General features: G+C 50.4%; 12 protein-coding genes. 8 read left to right on the forward strand and 4 right to left on the reverse strand.

The annotated features are described in order from the left end of the window. Positions 1 to 62: 62 nt before the first annotated feature. Together ACXAGC_RS01510 and ACXAGC_RS01515 are read right to left on the reverse strand one after the other, a co-directional pair. A complete protein-coding gene (locus ACXAGC_RS01510; RefSeq protein WP_474841785.1) occupies positions 63 to 1,355 on the reverse strand; it encodes an NAD(P)/FAD-dependent oxidoreductase in 1,293 nt (430 codons plus the stop codon). Positions 1,356 to 1,765: 410 nt separating this feature from the next. Further along, positions 1,766 to 3,859: a TonB-dependent receptor gene (locus tag ACXAGC_RS01515; RefSeq protein WP_474841787.1), complete on the reverse strand. Its 2,094-nt coding sequence runs from the start codon at positions 3,857 to 3,859 to the stop codon at positions 1,766 to 1,768. Between the two features lie 371 nt (positions 3,860 to 4,230). Here ACXAGC_RS01515 and ACXAGC_RS01520 point away from each other — a divergent pair, with 371 nt between their 5' ends. The 7 genes from ACXAGC_RS01520 (at position 4,231) to ACXAGC_RS01550 (ending at position 13,585) form a co-directional block, all read left to right on the forward strand. Further along, the gene (locus tag ACXAGC_RS01520) at positions 4,231 to 5,397 is read left to right on the forward strand and encodes a porin (protein WP_119502933.1); all 1,167 of its coding nucleotides are present in this window, start codon (positions 4,231 to 4,233) and stop codon (positions 5,395 to 5,397) included. 141 nt (positions 5,398 to 5,538) lie between these two features. Then, positions 5,539 to 7,056 carry an acetaldehyde dehydrogenase ExaC gene (exaC, locus tag ACXAGC_RS01525; RefSeq protein ID WP_474841789.1) on the forward strand — a complete coding sequence of 506 codons (1,518 nt, stop codon included), beginning with the start codon at positions 5,539 to 5,541 and terminating at the stop codon, positions 7,054 to 7,056. Between the two features lie 116 nt (positions 7,057 to 7,172). Continuing rightward, the gene (locus tag ACXAGC_RS01530; RefSeq protein WP_474841791.1) at positions 7,173 to 8,141 is read left to right on the forward strand and encodes an ABC transporter substrate-binding protein; all 969 of its coding nucleotides are present in this window, start codon (positions 7,173 to 7,175) and stop codon (positions 8,139 to 8,141) included. Beyond that, complete coding sequence (locus tag ACXAGC_RS01535) at positions 8,083 to 8,919, forward strand: ABC transporter permease (protein WP_474841793.1); 837 nt, start codon at positions 8,083 to 8,085, stop codon at positions 8,917 to 8,919. The genes ACXAGC_RS01530 and ACXAGC_RS01535 overlap by 59 nt, the downstream gene beginning before the upstream one ends. Next, positions 8,916 to 9,647, forward strand: coding sequence for an ABC transporter ATP-binding protein (locus ACXAGC_RS01540; RefSeq protein WP_474841795.1), 732 nt, complete (start codon positions 8,916 to 8,918; stop codon positions 9,645 to 9,647). The genes ACXAGC_RS01535 and ACXAGC_RS01540 overlap by 4 nt, the downstream gene beginning before the upstream one ends. Positions 9,648 to 9,714: 67 nt before the next feature. Further along, positions 9,715 to 10,926, forward strand: coding sequence for a nitric oxide-sensing protein NosP (gene nosP / locus ACXAGC_RS01545; protein ID WP_474841797.1), 1,212 nt, complete (start codon positions 9,715 to 9,717; stop codon positions 10,924 to 10,926). Then, a complete protein-coding gene (locus ACXAGC_RS01550) occupies positions 10,892 to 13,585 on the forward strand; it encodes a hybrid sensor histidine kinase/response regulator (protein WP_474841799.1) in 2,694 nt (897 codons plus the stop codon). Before nosP ends, ACXAGC_RS01550 begins: the two co-directional genes overlap by 35 nt. 21 nt (positions 13,586 to 13,606) lie before the next feature. Here the strand turns inward: ACXAGC_RS01550 and ACXAGC_RS01555 are convergent, their stop codons facing one another. After that, entirely contained in the window at positions 13,607 to 14,494 is an 888-nt protein-coding gene (locus ACXAGC_RS01555) for a LysR family transcriptional regulator ArgP (protein ID WP_474841801.1), read from the reverse strand. A 112-nt stretch (positions 14,495 to 14,606) separates the two neighbouring features. Here ACXAGC_RS01555 and ACXAGC_RS01560 point away from each other — a divergent pair, with 112 nt between their 5' ends. Then, a complete protein-coding gene (locus ACXAGC_RS01560) occupies positions 14,607 to 15,215 on the forward strand; it encodes a LysE/ArgO family amino acid transporter (RefSeq protein ID WP_232373426.1) in 609 nt (202 codons plus the stop codon). Between the two features lie 39 nt (positions 15,216 to 15,254). On the opposite strand, the gene ACXAGC_RS01565 is transcribed toward ACXAGC_RS01560, so the two are convergent. Continuing rightward, complete coding sequence (locus tag ACXAGC_RS01565; RefSeq protein ID WP_119502941.1) at positions 15,255 to 15,920, reverse strand: response regulator; 666 nt, start codon at positions 15,918 to 15,920, stop codon at positions 15,255 to 15,257. Positions 15,921 to 15,966 lie beyond the last annotated feature (46 nt).

The following is a 15,966-nucleotide window of genomic DNA, read 5'->3' on the forward strand; positions in this document are numbered from 1 at the left end:
GGATGCTCTGACTTCAAACATAATAAAAAAATGCCGGGTGGTTCACCCGGCATATCTCACTATCAATGCAGCTTCAACTTCGGCCCCACAAAGTTACTCACTTTGCGGCCCAGTAAGGTCATTGTGCCTTTAAACCACCCGTGCACTGAATACTGGTGCATGTTGTACAAAGAGATATACACCAACCTTGCCAGACGTCCTTCAATGAACATACTGGAGTTAACCAGTGCGCCCATCAAACTGCCCACAGTACTGTATTTACTGAGGTGTACCAGCGAACCATAGTCACGATATTCATAGTTTTTAAGGGGCGCGCCTTTAAAGATATTTATGATATTGGCCGCCGCCACACTGGCCATCTGATGGGCTGACTGGGCACGTGGCGGCACCCAGGAACCATCTTTCTGTTTAAAGCCACAGCAGTCGCCAATCACAAAAATATCGTTGTCGACGGTGCTTTGCAGATGTTCATTGACCAGAATCTGGTTGGCACGGTTAGTTTCGAAAATATCCATCTCTACAAGGAAATCCGGCGCTTTTACCCCTGCTGACCACACCAGCAAATCGGCATCGATTTCTTTACCGTCTTTAGTTTTAAAGCCATTTTCTGTGGCTTCAGACACCATGGCACCTTCCAGTACGTCGATACCTAAGTCTGTCAGCGCTTTTTTCGCTGACCCGGCGATACGCTCGGGCAACGCAGGTAAAATACGGGGGCCGGCTTCTAAAATAGACACTTTTAAACGTTCAGCAGACATCTCCGGCATGCCGTAAGCACGGGCAAGATTGGCTACGTGGTGAAGTTGTGCCGCCAGCTCTGTGCCTGTGGCACCGCCACCAACAATGGCCACATGAATAACTTCCTGGTCAGTACAGGATTGATTCACTCTGAGCAATTGATTGAGCAGTGCCTTGTGAAAGCGCTCGGCCTGCGACAGGGAGTCGAGGAAATAACAGTGGTCTGCCACACCCGGCGTGCCAAAATCGTTACATACACTGCCCATGGAAAGTACGAGGTAATCGTATTCGATGGTACGCTCCGGCAGAATTTGATGCCCGTCTTCGTCATAGAGAGGGTCTAACACAATGCGTTTGTTCTCTTTGTCGAGACGTTGCATATTACCAAGCTGGAATTGATACTTGTTGCGCACCGCATGCATACGGTAATCAACACCGTCTGAGTTTTTATCGATAACGCCCGCAGCCACTTCGTGAAGTAATGGCTTCCACACGTGAGTTTTACTGCGATCGACCAGAATCACCTCAGCCAACCCTTTACGGCCCAGCTTTTTACTCAACCGGGTAACCAGCTCCAGGCCTCCTGCACCACCGCCTACAACGACGATCTTTTTCATAATGTTTCCTTAAAGCAATTTTTCCAGCTATTGAATGTCTTGAGGACGGTGTCATCCAATAGCTCGAAAAACTGCAGGTGGCTGTGCTTTTACGTGGAGACGAGTCTGAATTTGAAACACGCGGTAAACCCATCCCTGGGTGCTCTGCCGCAGCATCCATGCTGCGGAAGGTTTCAAATTCAGACTCATCCCCACTTTGGACGCTACTACAGGCAATAGTTACCGCGTCAATCTGGTGCGCGGATGGGGAGGGCGTTGATTTTCAGAACCGTCTGCCGCAGGGAAGCGGCAGCCGAGGCCCCATGGATGGGTTTACGCCGTGTTCTGAAAATCAACGCCCTCCCCGGCCAGAAGCACCAGATACAGGTGCACCAAAGCGCCGGATACCACCTTACATACGGCTGGAAATATTATTCCCAACGATAAACGAGACTAACCATATAGTTTCTCGGACGACCGGGAAAATAACGGTCGCCGCTGAACGACGTGTAGTCTGCCCGCTCTGCATACGCTTCATCAAACAGGTTATTAATGCGGCCGTAAACCGTCAGTGCCGGATTAATGTCCCAGCTTGTCCGTAAATCCACCACATCATGGCCGTCATATTTATGTGCGTTTTCGGGGTCAGTGTAGTAACTACCCATGTGTTGCCATGCCAGTTCCGCCGTGATGGTTTCTGTGGGAGTGTACCGCAATTGGGTATTCGCGACGTGGCGGGGAGCGGTATCCATATCATTGCCGCGAATATCAATATCACCGGAAAGTTCTGAATGGCGATAAGTGTGCTTTGCCACGGTTCCGGCCACAATCAGCGCCCACCCGGGGTTCATTTGCCATTCCAGTTCTGCCTCTGCACCCACGTGACGGCTTTTACCATTATTGACGTAATAGTAATCGCTGTCGCGATAGATAAAGTTGTCTTTATCCATATGATATACGGCAATATTGTAGCGCAGCGACCCGCCCTTTCCTTTCAGGCCAACCTCAATATTGTCAGCCACTTCAGGCTTTAACTCTGCTACGGTTTGAGCGCGCTGAAGGCGATACAATTCAGTCGCCTGGGGGGCACGGTAACCACGCGAAATATTGGTGTAAACCAGCGTATTGTCATCTATCGAATAGGCTGCACCAAGTTTCGGTGAGAAATTGCTGAACGTGTCTTCACGGCTTTCAGGGCGGGTATAACGACAGCCGCCCATCCCGCATGCTGTGCCGTCTTCACGCACCCTGCCGCTGTTCATGTTGTTGGTATAATCGTAGCGCATGTGCTCGTAACGGGCACCGGCCGACCATGCCCACCGGCCATATTCCCAGTTCACCATAGCGAAAGGTGCAACTACTGTAGCATCAACGCTGTAATCGTAGTGCTTACCCGACGGGATGGTTTCTATCAGAAACGCGGAGCCGGTTGTAGCGCCGTCCTGATATTGCAGTAAGTCACCTTCGGTGAATTCACCGTCAATACCGGTGCGCAGGGTTATATTGTCAGCAATCCCGTGCCGCCAGAGGGACTGTATTCCGGCGCCGCGCTGGCTATTTTGTTCAACCGGCTGCCCCGGCAGGAAGTGCATGAGAAAGTCCATGTCCTGGTCTCTCACAAACGGGGTCACAATGATGTCGTCACCATTGTCCAGCGTCAAAGACACTTTCGACCACAGTCTTAATGATTGTGCATTGCGGTAAGCTTCGGGGTTTTCGTTACCCTGTGCCAGCGTCTTGTCTTTATAACTGTCTGTATCGCTGATGTAGCCGGCGGTGTCCTGCTCCAAATTAGTATAAGTGAGTCCGGAATTGACCGAAAAAGCGTTACCGTCATAGCGATGTCGTAAGTTTACTTTTTCCTGATCGACGCCTTCATCAACCCGGTATCCCGTATCACGGGTCACACTGGCGTTGATGCCTGCCCCGGTATTTCCGGCATCATAGCCGGAACGTAATTTATAACGGCTGTATCCGTAAGAGCCGTAATCAACACCCGCCATACCACCGCCACGGGTAGTATCAGGCGTGATCACGTTAATCACGCCATGTACGGCGTTAGAGCCGTACAATACAGAACCGGGCCCTTTTAGTACTTCGATGCGCTGCGCCATTTCGCTGTGAGCTTCAAACAGCTCGTTAATGTTACAAAAGCCAGCGGCTCTTAACGGAATACCGTCTTCAGCGGTAAGCAACCCTCCACAGGCGCCAGCGCCTGAAAATACCGGTGAACGTAATGCCGGCAGATATTCCTGTCCGTTACCCCGTTGTAATTGCGCACCGGCAATCTGGTTCAGGGCTTCTTCAATATGGGTGGCAGAAAGAAGTGTCAGAGCGTTCTCATTCACCGCACTGACGGAAAAAGGCTGTCTGAAGGCCGAGGTCTCTGTGCGTGTTGCCGTGGTGGTAATGCGTTCAATGGAAGACTCACTCTCCGCCGCCATTACCTGTGAGGCCGTAGCGGCAAGCAGTACGGCCTGAGCAAGCACGGTTAGCCGTGATGTGAAGGGATATCTTGCGGTCATAACTCTCTCATACATGGTGTTCTGACACTATGAATCAGTCTCATAGTAGGTGGAAAAATTCAGCCGGAGAAGCCCGTTTCACGGGCACTTTATGGCATTTTGTCCTGCTACTTTGCAGTCCCCCCGGAAGCCACTGACATAACTACTACTTTGGAACTACTCCTTCGGATGCATTTCACTGGCGGACTAAAGTGTAACGGATTCCACCCTATCGACGAGTTTCCAATTTTGCCCCTGACAACAATACTCGAAACATCAAAAAAGTTCGCTGGCAACGAATCAGCGGACAATGGGCATGAGTAACCCGGGATCGATGTGAATTGTTGCTCCGCCTATACGAAAACTAAACAATCAGAAGATAGGTGAAACACATGAACAACAAGAACGTAAGCCTCAAGCCTCTTGCCTTAGCCGTATCCGCACTGGTTTGCTCAAGCGCAAACGCTGCCGTTACTTTGTACGACGACAAAGAAGTCGCCACCGTATCAGTAGACGCGTCTTTCAACACATTTTACGTAAACAGCAGCTCTGAAAGCGATGCAGCCGGTACTTCACGTGATCAGTCACGGGTCAAAATGGGCTTTTTGCCAAACTGGCTGGGCATGAACTTCAGCAAAGAAGTTAACGGCCTTAAAATCGGTGGCCGCTCATCTTTCTGGGTCACAATCAACGACAGTAACACAGGTGTTACCTCTACCGGTATCGATGTGCGCCAGTTCTACGCGACTTTAGGTTCAGACTGGGGTGAAGTGTTGCTGGGTAAAGATTTTACATTGTTTAACCGTAACAACATCTTCCTCGACGAAATCCTGCTTGGTTACGGCAACGTGAATGACACACTGGGCCTGATTGACGGACAGGGCGTGTCTTTCGGCAACATCGGCAGCGGTTATACCTATCCGATGCCGGCATCTCAAATTCGTTATACCTCACCCACTTTCGCAGGTGGCCTGCAAGTCGCCATCGCTGCAATCGATCCTTCACCGGTAAATGCCGCTGACGACCGTCAGGAATCAGCTCCACGCATTGAAGCTCAGGCAACGTACAGCACTGACTTTGACGGCGGTAACGTGACAGCCTGGGTGGGCTTCCTGAATCAAACTTCAGAGTCAGACACCATGGGTGACATCGACTCTACAGGTACTTCTTACGGCGTCAAAGTAGGTCTGGGTGACTTTACTCTGCACGCATCAGGTTACACAGGGGAAGGCATCGGCATCCTGCTTGGCCCAACCGAAGCAGCGCTTGGCCTTGGCCCTGTGACCATGTACGACATGAATATGAATGAGCTGGACAGTTCGGGTTACCTCGTTCAGGGCTCTTACAAAATGGACGCGCACCGCTTTGTTGTGTCTTACGGCGAAAACGAAATCGAAAATGCCGACTATATTGGACATGAGGGGATGCAGGTTGCGTGGTTCTACAACTACAACAGCAACGTGACATTTGCCGTTGAATACGCCACCAGCGAGTTTACCGGCATCTTAGGTGATGAAGAAGCCGACACTATCGCAATCGGCGGTATCGTGAATTTCTAAGCCCTTAGTTTCAATGCCAGAGAAACAAAGGACACGTATTTCCGGTCACCGGGACCGGAGCCGCGACAGGGTATTTTCTGTCTGCAGGCTGAATCCCGGTATCTGGCAACGCTTTTAAAATTGAAAACCGGAGTAATAACTATGATTTACGCAGCACCTGGACAACAAGACTCGGTTGTAACGTTTAAAGAACAGTATGGCAACTACATCGGCGGCGACTGGGTCGCGCCTTTAAAGGGCCAGTACTTCGATAACGTTTCACCGGTTAATAATGAAGTATTCTGTTCTATCCCGCGCTCTACCGCTGAAGATATCGAACTGGCGCTGGATGCCGCTCATAAAGCAAAAGCTGCCTGGGGTTCAACCTCAACGACTGAGCGCTCTAACCTGCTCCTGAAAATTGCAGACCGTATCGAAGCGAATCTGGAAAAGCTCGCAGTGGCTGAAACCTGGGATAACGGCAAGGCTGTACGCGAAACCCTGAATGCCGATATTCCTCTTTCTGCTGATCACTTCCGTTATTTTGCCGGCTGTGTTCGTGCACAGGAAGGTTCAATCGGTGAAATCGACAACAATACTGTGGCTTATCACTTCCATGAACCTCTGGGCGTTGTAGGTCAAATCATTCCGTGGAACTTCCCGCTGCTGATGGCTGCATGGAAAATTGCACCGGCACTGGCTGCAGGTAACTGTATCGTTCTGAAACCTGCAGAGCAGACACCTGCTTCAATTCTGGTACTGATGGAAGTAATCGGTGACCTCCTGCCTCCCGGTGTACTTAACGTGGTCAACGGTTACGGTGCTGAAGCGGGTCAGGCACTGGCAACCAGTAAGCGGATCGCAAAAATTGCTTTTACCGGATCCACCCCGGTTGGTTCTCACATCCTGAAGTGTGCGGCGGAGAACATCATTCCTTCAACCGTAGAACTGGGTGGAAAGTCGCCTAACATCTATTTCAGCGATGTTATGAAGCACGAAGACGAATTCCTGAGCAAGTGTGTGGAAGGTATGGTCCTCGCCTTCTTCAACCAGGGTGAAGTATGTACCTGTCCTTCACGTGCCCTTATCCAGGAAGATATGTACGATGACTTCATCTCTCTGGTTATCGCCCGTACTCAGCAAATCAAGCGTGGCAACCCGCTGGATACAGAAACTCAGGTGGGTGCGCAGGCATCTGCTGAGCAGTACGACAAAATCCTGGGCTATCTGGAAATTGGTAAGAAAGAAGGCGCGGAGGTACTTATCGGTGGCGGCCCTGCCAGCATTGAAGGCTTCAACAAAGGTTTCTATATCGAGCCTACGTTGTTGAAAGGTCACAATAAAATGCGTGTGTTCCAGGAAGAAATCTTCGGCCCTGTGGTTGGCGTAACAACCTTTAAAGATGAAGCCGAAGCTCTGGCCATTGCCAATGATACTGAGTTTGGTCTGGGTGCAGGTTTGTGGACCCGTGATATGAACCGTGCATATCGCATGGGTCGTGGTATTGAAGCTGGCCGGGTCTGGACCAACTGTTACCACCACTATCCTGCACATGCTGCATTCGGTGGCTACAAAAAATCTGGTGTAGGTCGTGAGAATCATAAAATGATGCTGGATCACTACCAACAGACTAAGAACTTACTGGTTAGCTACGACGTTAACCCGCTGGGCTTTTTCTAAAAGCGTTGCCTGAAAAGGCGTAAGTCCGGTACCCGTCGCTCTGGCGGGTACCTTTTTCAAAATCTGGTCTACGCTTTGTAAGGTATTCCAACCATTTACGACACGTAACCTATTCTATGACGTCACTGTTCAGAATCCTTATCATTGCCTGCTTTCTGCTGTTTTCCGGCCTCGCTGTGGCCAAAGAGACGGTGCGCGTGGGGGTACTGCAATACGGAACGGTGAACTGGGAAATGCAGGCCATCAGCAACACCGGTTTGCAGAACAATTATGATATTCAGGTAGAGACTGTTCCTCTGGCATCCACTCAGGCATTACTGGTTGCCCTTCAGGGTGGCAAAGTCGACGTTATCCTCAATGACTGGCTATGGGTCGCCCGTCAAAAAGCCCTCTCCCGCGACTACCGTTTCGCGCCCTGGTCAACTAACGGCGGGCAACTGGTGGTGCGTAACGATCGTAATATTCAAACCCTGAAAGACTTAAAAGGGAAAACCTTAGGCATTGCGGGTGGCAAAACCAACAAGAACTGGGTGTTGTACAAGGCATACATTCAGCAGGCCGCCGGCCTCGAGCTGGGTAAAGATATTCAGGTAAAATTTGCTGCGCCCCCCATGTTAAACGCGCTGGTTCAGCAAGGTGAACTGGACGGCGTGATTAACTTCTGGCATTTCGCAGCGCAACTTAACGCGCAGGGCATGCATACTCTGCTCACCATGCAAACCCTGCTGAACAACAGTGGTATAAAAGCACCTGTACCGTTACTGGGCTGGGTATTTTCTGCAGCATGGGCCTCACAGCACAGCAAGGCAATTAATGACTTTCTCGCCATGTCGGCAGAGATCAGGCAACGCATGCAAACCGATGACAGTCTGTGGGCGACACTGCCGGCCTTCACAAAATATCCGGCTCCGGCGCAGCCATGGCTGATGGAAGGATTCCGCTCCGGTGCGATGACAACAACGTCACCGGACACACAGGCATCGCTGAATGCGGTGTTCGAAATGCTTTCCCGCAATCAGGAAGAGAATGATGTCACCGGTCCCCTCGACGCATTGCCAGCAGACATACTCTGGCAGCGACACTGACGTGCATTGTCTTCCTGAAGACACCGTACGCTGGTATCAACTGCCGTTTTTCAAACGGCTCACATCCGTTGTGCTTTTGCTTACCATCTGGCAACTCGCCGTTACCATTTTTACTCCCGCTTTGCTTCCGGCTCCCTCAGAGGTATTTATAAGACTGGCAGAAGAGTGGCAGGGAACCATGCCTCTGCATCTTTCACAAACCCTGATCAGGGTCGCCATCGCTTTCTCTGCCGCAATGGTACTTGGCACTGCACTGGGTCTGGCGATGGGCCACAACCGCAAAGTGGACACATGGACTGACAGCTTACTGACGCTGATGCTGAACGTACCTGCTCTGGTTACTATTATTCTGTGTTTTATCTGGTTTGGTCTGAACGAATCAGCCGCCATTATTGCAGTCATCCTAAATAAAGCCCCCAATGTTGCCGTCACGCTGCGGGAAGGCGCCCGGGCCATCGACCCGAAACTCATGGATGTTGCCCGGGTTTACCGTCTGGGGCGGCTGCGCACTTTCAGAAAAGTATATCTGCCTCAAATTACGCCATATCTGATTGCCGCAGCACGGGGCGGACTGGCGCTGGTGTGGAAAATTGTGCTGGTGGTTGAACTGATTGGCTGCAGTGATGGCGTCGGCTTTCAGTTATCCAGCTATTTTCAGCTATTCGATATCACAGCCATTCTGGCCTACACCCTTGCCTTCGTTACTGTGGTGTACGGGATTGAAGCCCTTGTCCTGCGCCCGCTGGAAAACCGGCTGTCGGGGTGGCGCAAATCATGAACATTCATATCCGCCACAAGGCATTTGCAGCAACAACACTGATTTCAGACCTGACTATTCATACCGGCGAAAATGAAATTGTTGCCCTGGTGGGGCCATCCGGAGCGGGGAAAAGCACCCTGTTAAACATTATTGCCGGTCTTGATAAGGACTTTAGCGGCGACATCACTTTTGATGATCAACGTCCGCCCGGACTCATGTTTCAGGAAGCCCGTCTGATGCCCTGGCTCACCGTGCTGGAAAACGTCACTCTGGTTGCGCCGCCGGACCACCCTGATCCCACCGGCGAAGCCTTGTCTTTACTTACACTCACCGGCCTTGAGTCACAGGCTGAAAAGTATCCGTCACAGCTCTCCGGCGGAATGAGCAAAAGACTGGCGCTGGCACGGGCGATGATGTTCAAACCCGGTGTCCTTTTGATGGATGAACCCTTTTCGTCTCTTGACGCACCGGCTGCAGAGAGTTTGCGCCAGTGCGTGCTATCGCTGAAGGCAACTTCGCCTTTCAGCATTATTTATGTTACCCACGATTTGAAGGAGGCCGTTGCTATTGCCGATCGCGTACTGATTTTAGACGCGAATCCTATGACATTGAAGCATCAGGAATTTATCACTTTGCCCCGCCCCAGGTGTTTACATGACAAAGCCGTCAGCGATGTTTGTGAGCCTTTGTATCGTGCCTGGCCGGGACTGTTGTACGGGAATGCTGATGAACGCAAAACCATGTAAACCAACACATCATTGTTGTTAAGCAATTGTGAAACAGATATTATTCCTCCATACCTCTGGAGGACACATGAGTCGTCAACAAGCACAACTGGCTGTCGCGCAGGACATCGTCAGCGGTGTAGCCCGCGCCGGGAGTGAACAACAAGACCCGGTGAGAGCTGCCGCGGAGATTTACCGTGCACTTGCTCCCTGTGAGCCAACCTGTGTAGTTTTTTACTGCTGCACCCGTTATCCGCTGGAATTATTAGCGCGGGAGTTATCCCGTTATTTTCCGGACATTACGGTGATCGGCTGTACTTCTGCAGGTGAAATTACCCCGCTGGGCTACAAAAAACACAGCATCAGTGCATTCGGGCTGAGTCAGTCCCTGTTTGCTGTGGAATCTGTGCTGATTGAAAATCTTGCTGCGTTTACCAAAAGCGATGCGGATACGCTGGTTGACGGTATGCTGAATAACCTGCGAAAAAAGGCTGTCACGTCTTCACCCATTGATAAGCAATGTTTTGCACTGTCGCTGCTCGACGGTTTATCTGTGCGTGAGGAACTGGTGATTAATGCATTGAGCGAGAGCCTGCATGAAATCCCGCTGGTCGGTGGTTCCGCCGGTGACGATCAGCATTTTGTTGATACTCAGGTGTTTTATAACGGCAAGTTTTACAGCGACGCTGCGGTGTTTATGCTGGTGAATACGGCCTGCAATTTTGAAGTGTTCAGTCAGCATCACCTTGCTCCTATGCAGGAAAAGCTGGTTGTGACTCAGGTTTCGCCGGATTTACGGGTAGTGCAGGAATTTAATGCCGAACCCGCTGCGCTGGAGTACTGCCGTATTAACAATCTGAAGCTGGAAGATTTGAATTCCCGCACCTTTGCCATGTATCCGCTGGCAGTTCAGATTGGTGATCATCTGTATATCCGCAGCATTCAACAGGTAAATGATGATTTAAGCCTTACCTTCTTCTGCGCCATCGATGCCGGTGTTGTGCTTACCCAGATGACATCGCCGGGCTTGCTGTCGCATACATCAATGATTTTCAATTTGCTGGAAGAATCAGTCGGTGAAATTCAGTTACTCATCGGTTTTGACTGTATTCATCGCCGGGCGGAAATCGACGAGTATCAGCTTGAAGAAGATATGTCTGAACTGTACATGGAACACAATGTCATTGGCTTTAGCACTTACGGTGAACAAATCAACGGGTTACATCTGAACCATACCTTTACCGGTGTTGCTATAGGATATCCACGTGACCAGGCCAACCCAGACCTTACCCTCACATAGCCCTTATCCGGCAGTCAATAACGACGTCGCTTCAGACGAGCTGGAGCGCCTGCGTTACGAAAATGAAAAGCTGACCAAAATAAACGCGGTGCTGATGCGCCGTGTTGAAATGGGATGGGGCAACCACAGCGATGCTTATCAGTCTTTCGAAGATGCCGCTCTGCTTGCTGACAAAGTCAAAGAACGGACATTTAAGTTGCAGCAAACGCTGCACCGTCTGGAAGAATCGAACCAGCAGTTAGACCAGGCCCGCCATGACGCTGAATTAAGCCGGATTTCTTCTGATCAGGACCGCCAGCGTCTTACAGATGCCATAGAAAGTATCTCCGAATCCTTTGTTCTGTTTGATGCCGACCGCAAAATGGTACTGGTGAACAACCGCTGCCGTGAATTCTGGACCCGCTTTGGGATTGTTTTTGAGATTGGCGTTACCACCTTTCAGCAAATTACCGCGGCTTCTTTGCCTCTGGTTGATCACAGCTGTAAAGTACAAAGAAAAGTCAGTGCGTTTCCTGAGTCCATTACCCAGACCATTTTCAAACTGAAAGATGGCACATGGATCCAGATGTCTGAGCGGAAGACCGCTGAAAACGGCCTGGTGGTGGTATATACCGATATCACCAACATCAAAAAAACAGAAGAGTTGCGTTATCAGACGGCCATGGCAGAGCAGGCACAGTTGCTGAAGTCGACGCTGGAAAACATGACGGAAGCGGTGGCCCTGATCAACGAAAACAACGAACTGGAAACCTGGAATCAGCAGTTCCTGGAGTTCGCCGGCCTGAAAGAAGCCGACGTAAAACGGGGTGTGAAGTACAACCAGCTGCTGGCGAACAGCGCTTTGCGTGAAGTACCCGCCTTGCCCATGGACGAATGCCTGAATGATGATGGCTTTGGTGAAACAGAAGTGGTGCTGGAAAGCGGTATTGTGCTGTTGTTTAAAAGCCATCTTATTCCTTCCGGCGGCATGCTGAACACTTTTACCGACATCACTGAACGCAGTCATCATCAACGCGCGCTGCAGGAAAGTGAGCAACGCATCCGTCTGATTACCGATGCTATGCCGGCACTGATTTCTTACGTCAATAAAGACATGTGCTATGAATTCGTGAACCGGGAGTTTGAAAAGTGGTATCACCGCTCCCGTTCAGAAATCATCAGCCACCATCTGCGAAATGTACTGGGTGAACAAACGTTCAGTAACCTGCAAATATATATTGAACGGGCAATGCTCGGGCAGTCAGTCAATTTTGAGGTTGAAACCACAATGGATAACGGCAACAGCCGGATATCCAACAAGACCTACATTCCTCATTTCGACCACGAACGCAACGTAGTCGGCTTCTTCGCATTGGAGCAGGACGTTACCGAGCAGCGGCGCACCGCCAAGGCGCTTAAGCACGCTTACGATTACATGGAACAGCGTGTAAACCAGCGTACCAAGAAGATTTCTGAGATAAATGCCCAGCTGCGCAAAGAAATTGAAGACCGTCAGCTGGCGCAAATCCACTTGCTGGAAGCCAAGCGGGAAGCAGAGCACGCTAACGAGTCAAAAAGTAAATTCCTCGCTGCAACCAGCCACGACCTGTTGCAGCCAATGAACTCAGCCCGTTTATTTGTCAGTGCACTGGCAGAGCAGACGCTGCAACCGGAAGCACAGAAACTGACCAGTTCACTGAGCTATTCGCTGGAGAATCTGGAGTCGCTGATCACGGCACTTGTGGATATCTCCAAGCTTGAGGCCGGTTTGATAGAGCCGGTGCTGGACGACTTTGCTGTTGAAGATCTCATGAGTAACCTTGAGAATGAATTCCGTCAACAGGCAGAAGCCAGAGGCCTGAAATTCCGTTTCCGCAACTCTTCACGTGTAGTGAACTCGGATGGCTACCTGCTCGCCCGTATTCTTCGCAATCTGCTTAGCAACGCCATCCGGTATACCAATGAAGGCGCAATCCTTTTAGGTGCCCGCAGACGGGCACATGGCCTGGAAATTCAGGTGTGCGATACAGGGATCGGTATTCCCGAAGATAAACTGAGTGATATCTTCCAGGAATTTAACCGCGTCGAAGCGAAGAAACGGCGTCATGACCAGGGACTGGGCTTAGGTCTGGCTATTGTGGATAAACTTTCCACCGTGATGAACCATAAAATCCATGTGACGTCCGTTGAAGGCAAAGGCTCCTGCTTTACCGTAACCCTGCCCTACGGCAAACAACGATTAACGTCTGACTTGCCCCGTAAATCTGCAGTACAGGACAGATTCAACAGTCATCTTGAAGGCGCAAATCTGCTTATTATTGATAACGATGAAGCCATTTGCGCCGGTATGGAAGAGTTGCTGGGCGGCTGGGGAATTCAGGTTACCAGCGTGCAGACACTGGAAGATTTGGGTAAAGTAGGCTGGCTGAAAGACTTACACCCCGACATCATAGTGGCTGACTACCACCTTGATGACGGCGACACCGGTTTCGACGCCCTTGAAATCGTTGAGCGGGAACTGGGAACCGGCACACCGGTCATCATGATCACGGCGAACTACACCAATGAATTACGCCAGTCTGTGCGGGCAAAAGGCTACTCACTGCTGAATAAGCCAGTGAAACCCCATAAAATGAAACTGGCCTTGAGCAACCTGATGTCGAAGAAGGCCGGGGAATAACTTCAGGCGCCATAACGTGAACTAAGCCAACCGCTTTGCCGATTCGCGCAGAGCAAACTCCCGCAGTGTTTGAAGTTGCGGGCTTTCTGTTTGCCAGTAATGCCAGTACAGAGGCGTATCCACGTGATAACCCGGCATCAGGTCGACTAACTCTCCGTTTTCCAGTTCTTTATTCAGTTGCAGCACGGGTAACAAGCCGTATCCAATACCCGCCAGCATAGCTTGCTTAAACCCTTCAGAGGACGGACAGAGATGCACCAGTGAGGGTGTGGTGCCGTTTACTTCCTGTAAAAAATCGTGCTGAAGCCTGTCGTGTTCATTAAACACCAGGCAAGGGGCATCGCTGAGCTGTTCAGGACCGGTAATGTTGTACCGGCGAATAAACGCAGGGCTCGCAATCACTTTATACCGGAGTGCGCCCAGTGAACTCACTTTGCCCCCGTTTACCGCTTCTGCTGATGAGCATATGCAAACCATGACCTCTCCTGCTTTCATGCGCTGCAGGGCAATGGACTGATCTTCCGTAATGATTTCAAACTGAAACTGACATCCTGCTTCTTCTTCCGTTATCGCCAGTGCCGCCGGTAACCAGGTGGCCAGTGAATCCACGTTGGCCACAAGCTTTACTGTTAACGGACCGGATTGCACATCGTGACCGGCAATACCCTGAACGTTCAGAGCCACTTCAAGTTGCCGGACTTGCTGCAAATGATTCAGCAGTCTTTTGCCTAGTGCAGTTGCAGAAGGTGGCTGTGTCCGCACCAGTACCGGCTGTCCTAACAGTGCTTCTAACTGATGAATGCGTTTACTCACCGCTGACTGGGTCAGAAACATTTTCTTCGCTGCTCTCTCAAAGCCTTTTTCCGCAATCACATGGGACAGCGCATCAAGTAACTGATAATCGATCATGAATTTCAGGAATGTATAGATAGATATAGTCATTAGATTAATAATAAAAATGCCATTAATCTAGCGCCTGTGTGTTGTCATCAACTGTTGAATTACTGAGCGGGAGCCCGTTGTGCAATCATTTTTATCCGGAATGGGATTAGGTATGAGCCTGATCATTGCTATTGGTGCACAAAATATCTGGGTGCTCAGTCAAAGCATGGCCGGTGCTAACCGACTGGCAATTGCCCTGACCTGCATACTCTGTGATGCCGTACTGATTTTTCTCGGCGTTTTTACCGCCAGTGAAATCAAAACCTGGATCCCGGGACTCATTCCCTGGCTGACCTGGGCAGGTGTCGCATTTCTGCTTTATCTTGCTTTTGGTGCGGCCAAACGGGCTTACGAAGGGTCGTCGGGCCTGACTCTTCATGCAGAAAAAGCTGCCAAAGCATGGTGGAAAACCAGCCTTGCCGCGCTGGCAATCAGCTTACTCAACCCCCACGTATATCTGGATACTGTTGTCCTGCTGGGCAGTATCGGCGCCCTGCAACCTGAACCACTGGTATTTGCTTTGGGTGCAACAACCGGTTCAGTGTTGTGGTTCGGCAGTCTGGTGCTGTTTTCTCCGGCATTGAAAAAGCTACTGAAATCCCCGCTTCGCTGGCGTATTTTCGACAGTATTATAGCTGTAGCACTGTGTGCCATTGCCTGGCAGCTATACAACACACCTGCTGGCTGAACCAGGCCAGCCACTTCCGGTAAATTCTATTCTGTTTTTTCAACGCATCAGATAGTGATTGAAATCGATACTCGCCGCACACAATGCAGCCTGAATCCGGTTATGTACATTCAGCTTATTTAAGATGGCCGACACATGGGCTTTCACGGTGGTTTCCGCAATATTCAGCTCGTAGGCGATTTGCTTGTTCGATTTGCCTTTCGCAATACACTCAAACACCAGCAGTTGTCTGCGAGTCAGTGCTGCAATTAATTTAGGGTCAATTTGCTGCGCGCTGTTCTCGTCTTTCGGCTTGCCGGTACCACTTTTACGGATAATATCCGGTGGCAGATAAACCTGGCCGGAAAGCACCTGCTCTAACGCAGCGACAATCTGTTCACAGCTGGATGACTTGGTGATAAAACCCACTGCCCCATATGTAAATGCTTGCAGCACCACATTTTTATCTTCTTCCGCAGAGACAATCACAATGGGAATTTCGGGAAATTGATTACGAAACCGTACAATGCCGTTCAGGCCGTCCATACCCGGCATGTTCAGGTCTAACAGCACCAAATCAATATCAGGATTCTCTTCAGCCACTTCAATTGCAGCATCAAGGTCTGTACAGGTAATGGTTTTTGTTTCTGCTATATTCCGCTCGACAAAGTCGGTAATGGCATAGCGAAACAGTGGATGATCATCTGCAACCAGGATTTCTACCATAATTGTAAACCTTTTGTTAATTCATGACTGATAGTAGTAAATTCCG

The sequence above is a fragment of the Alteromonas sp. AWJ4_197 genome, from assembly GCF_056160285.1.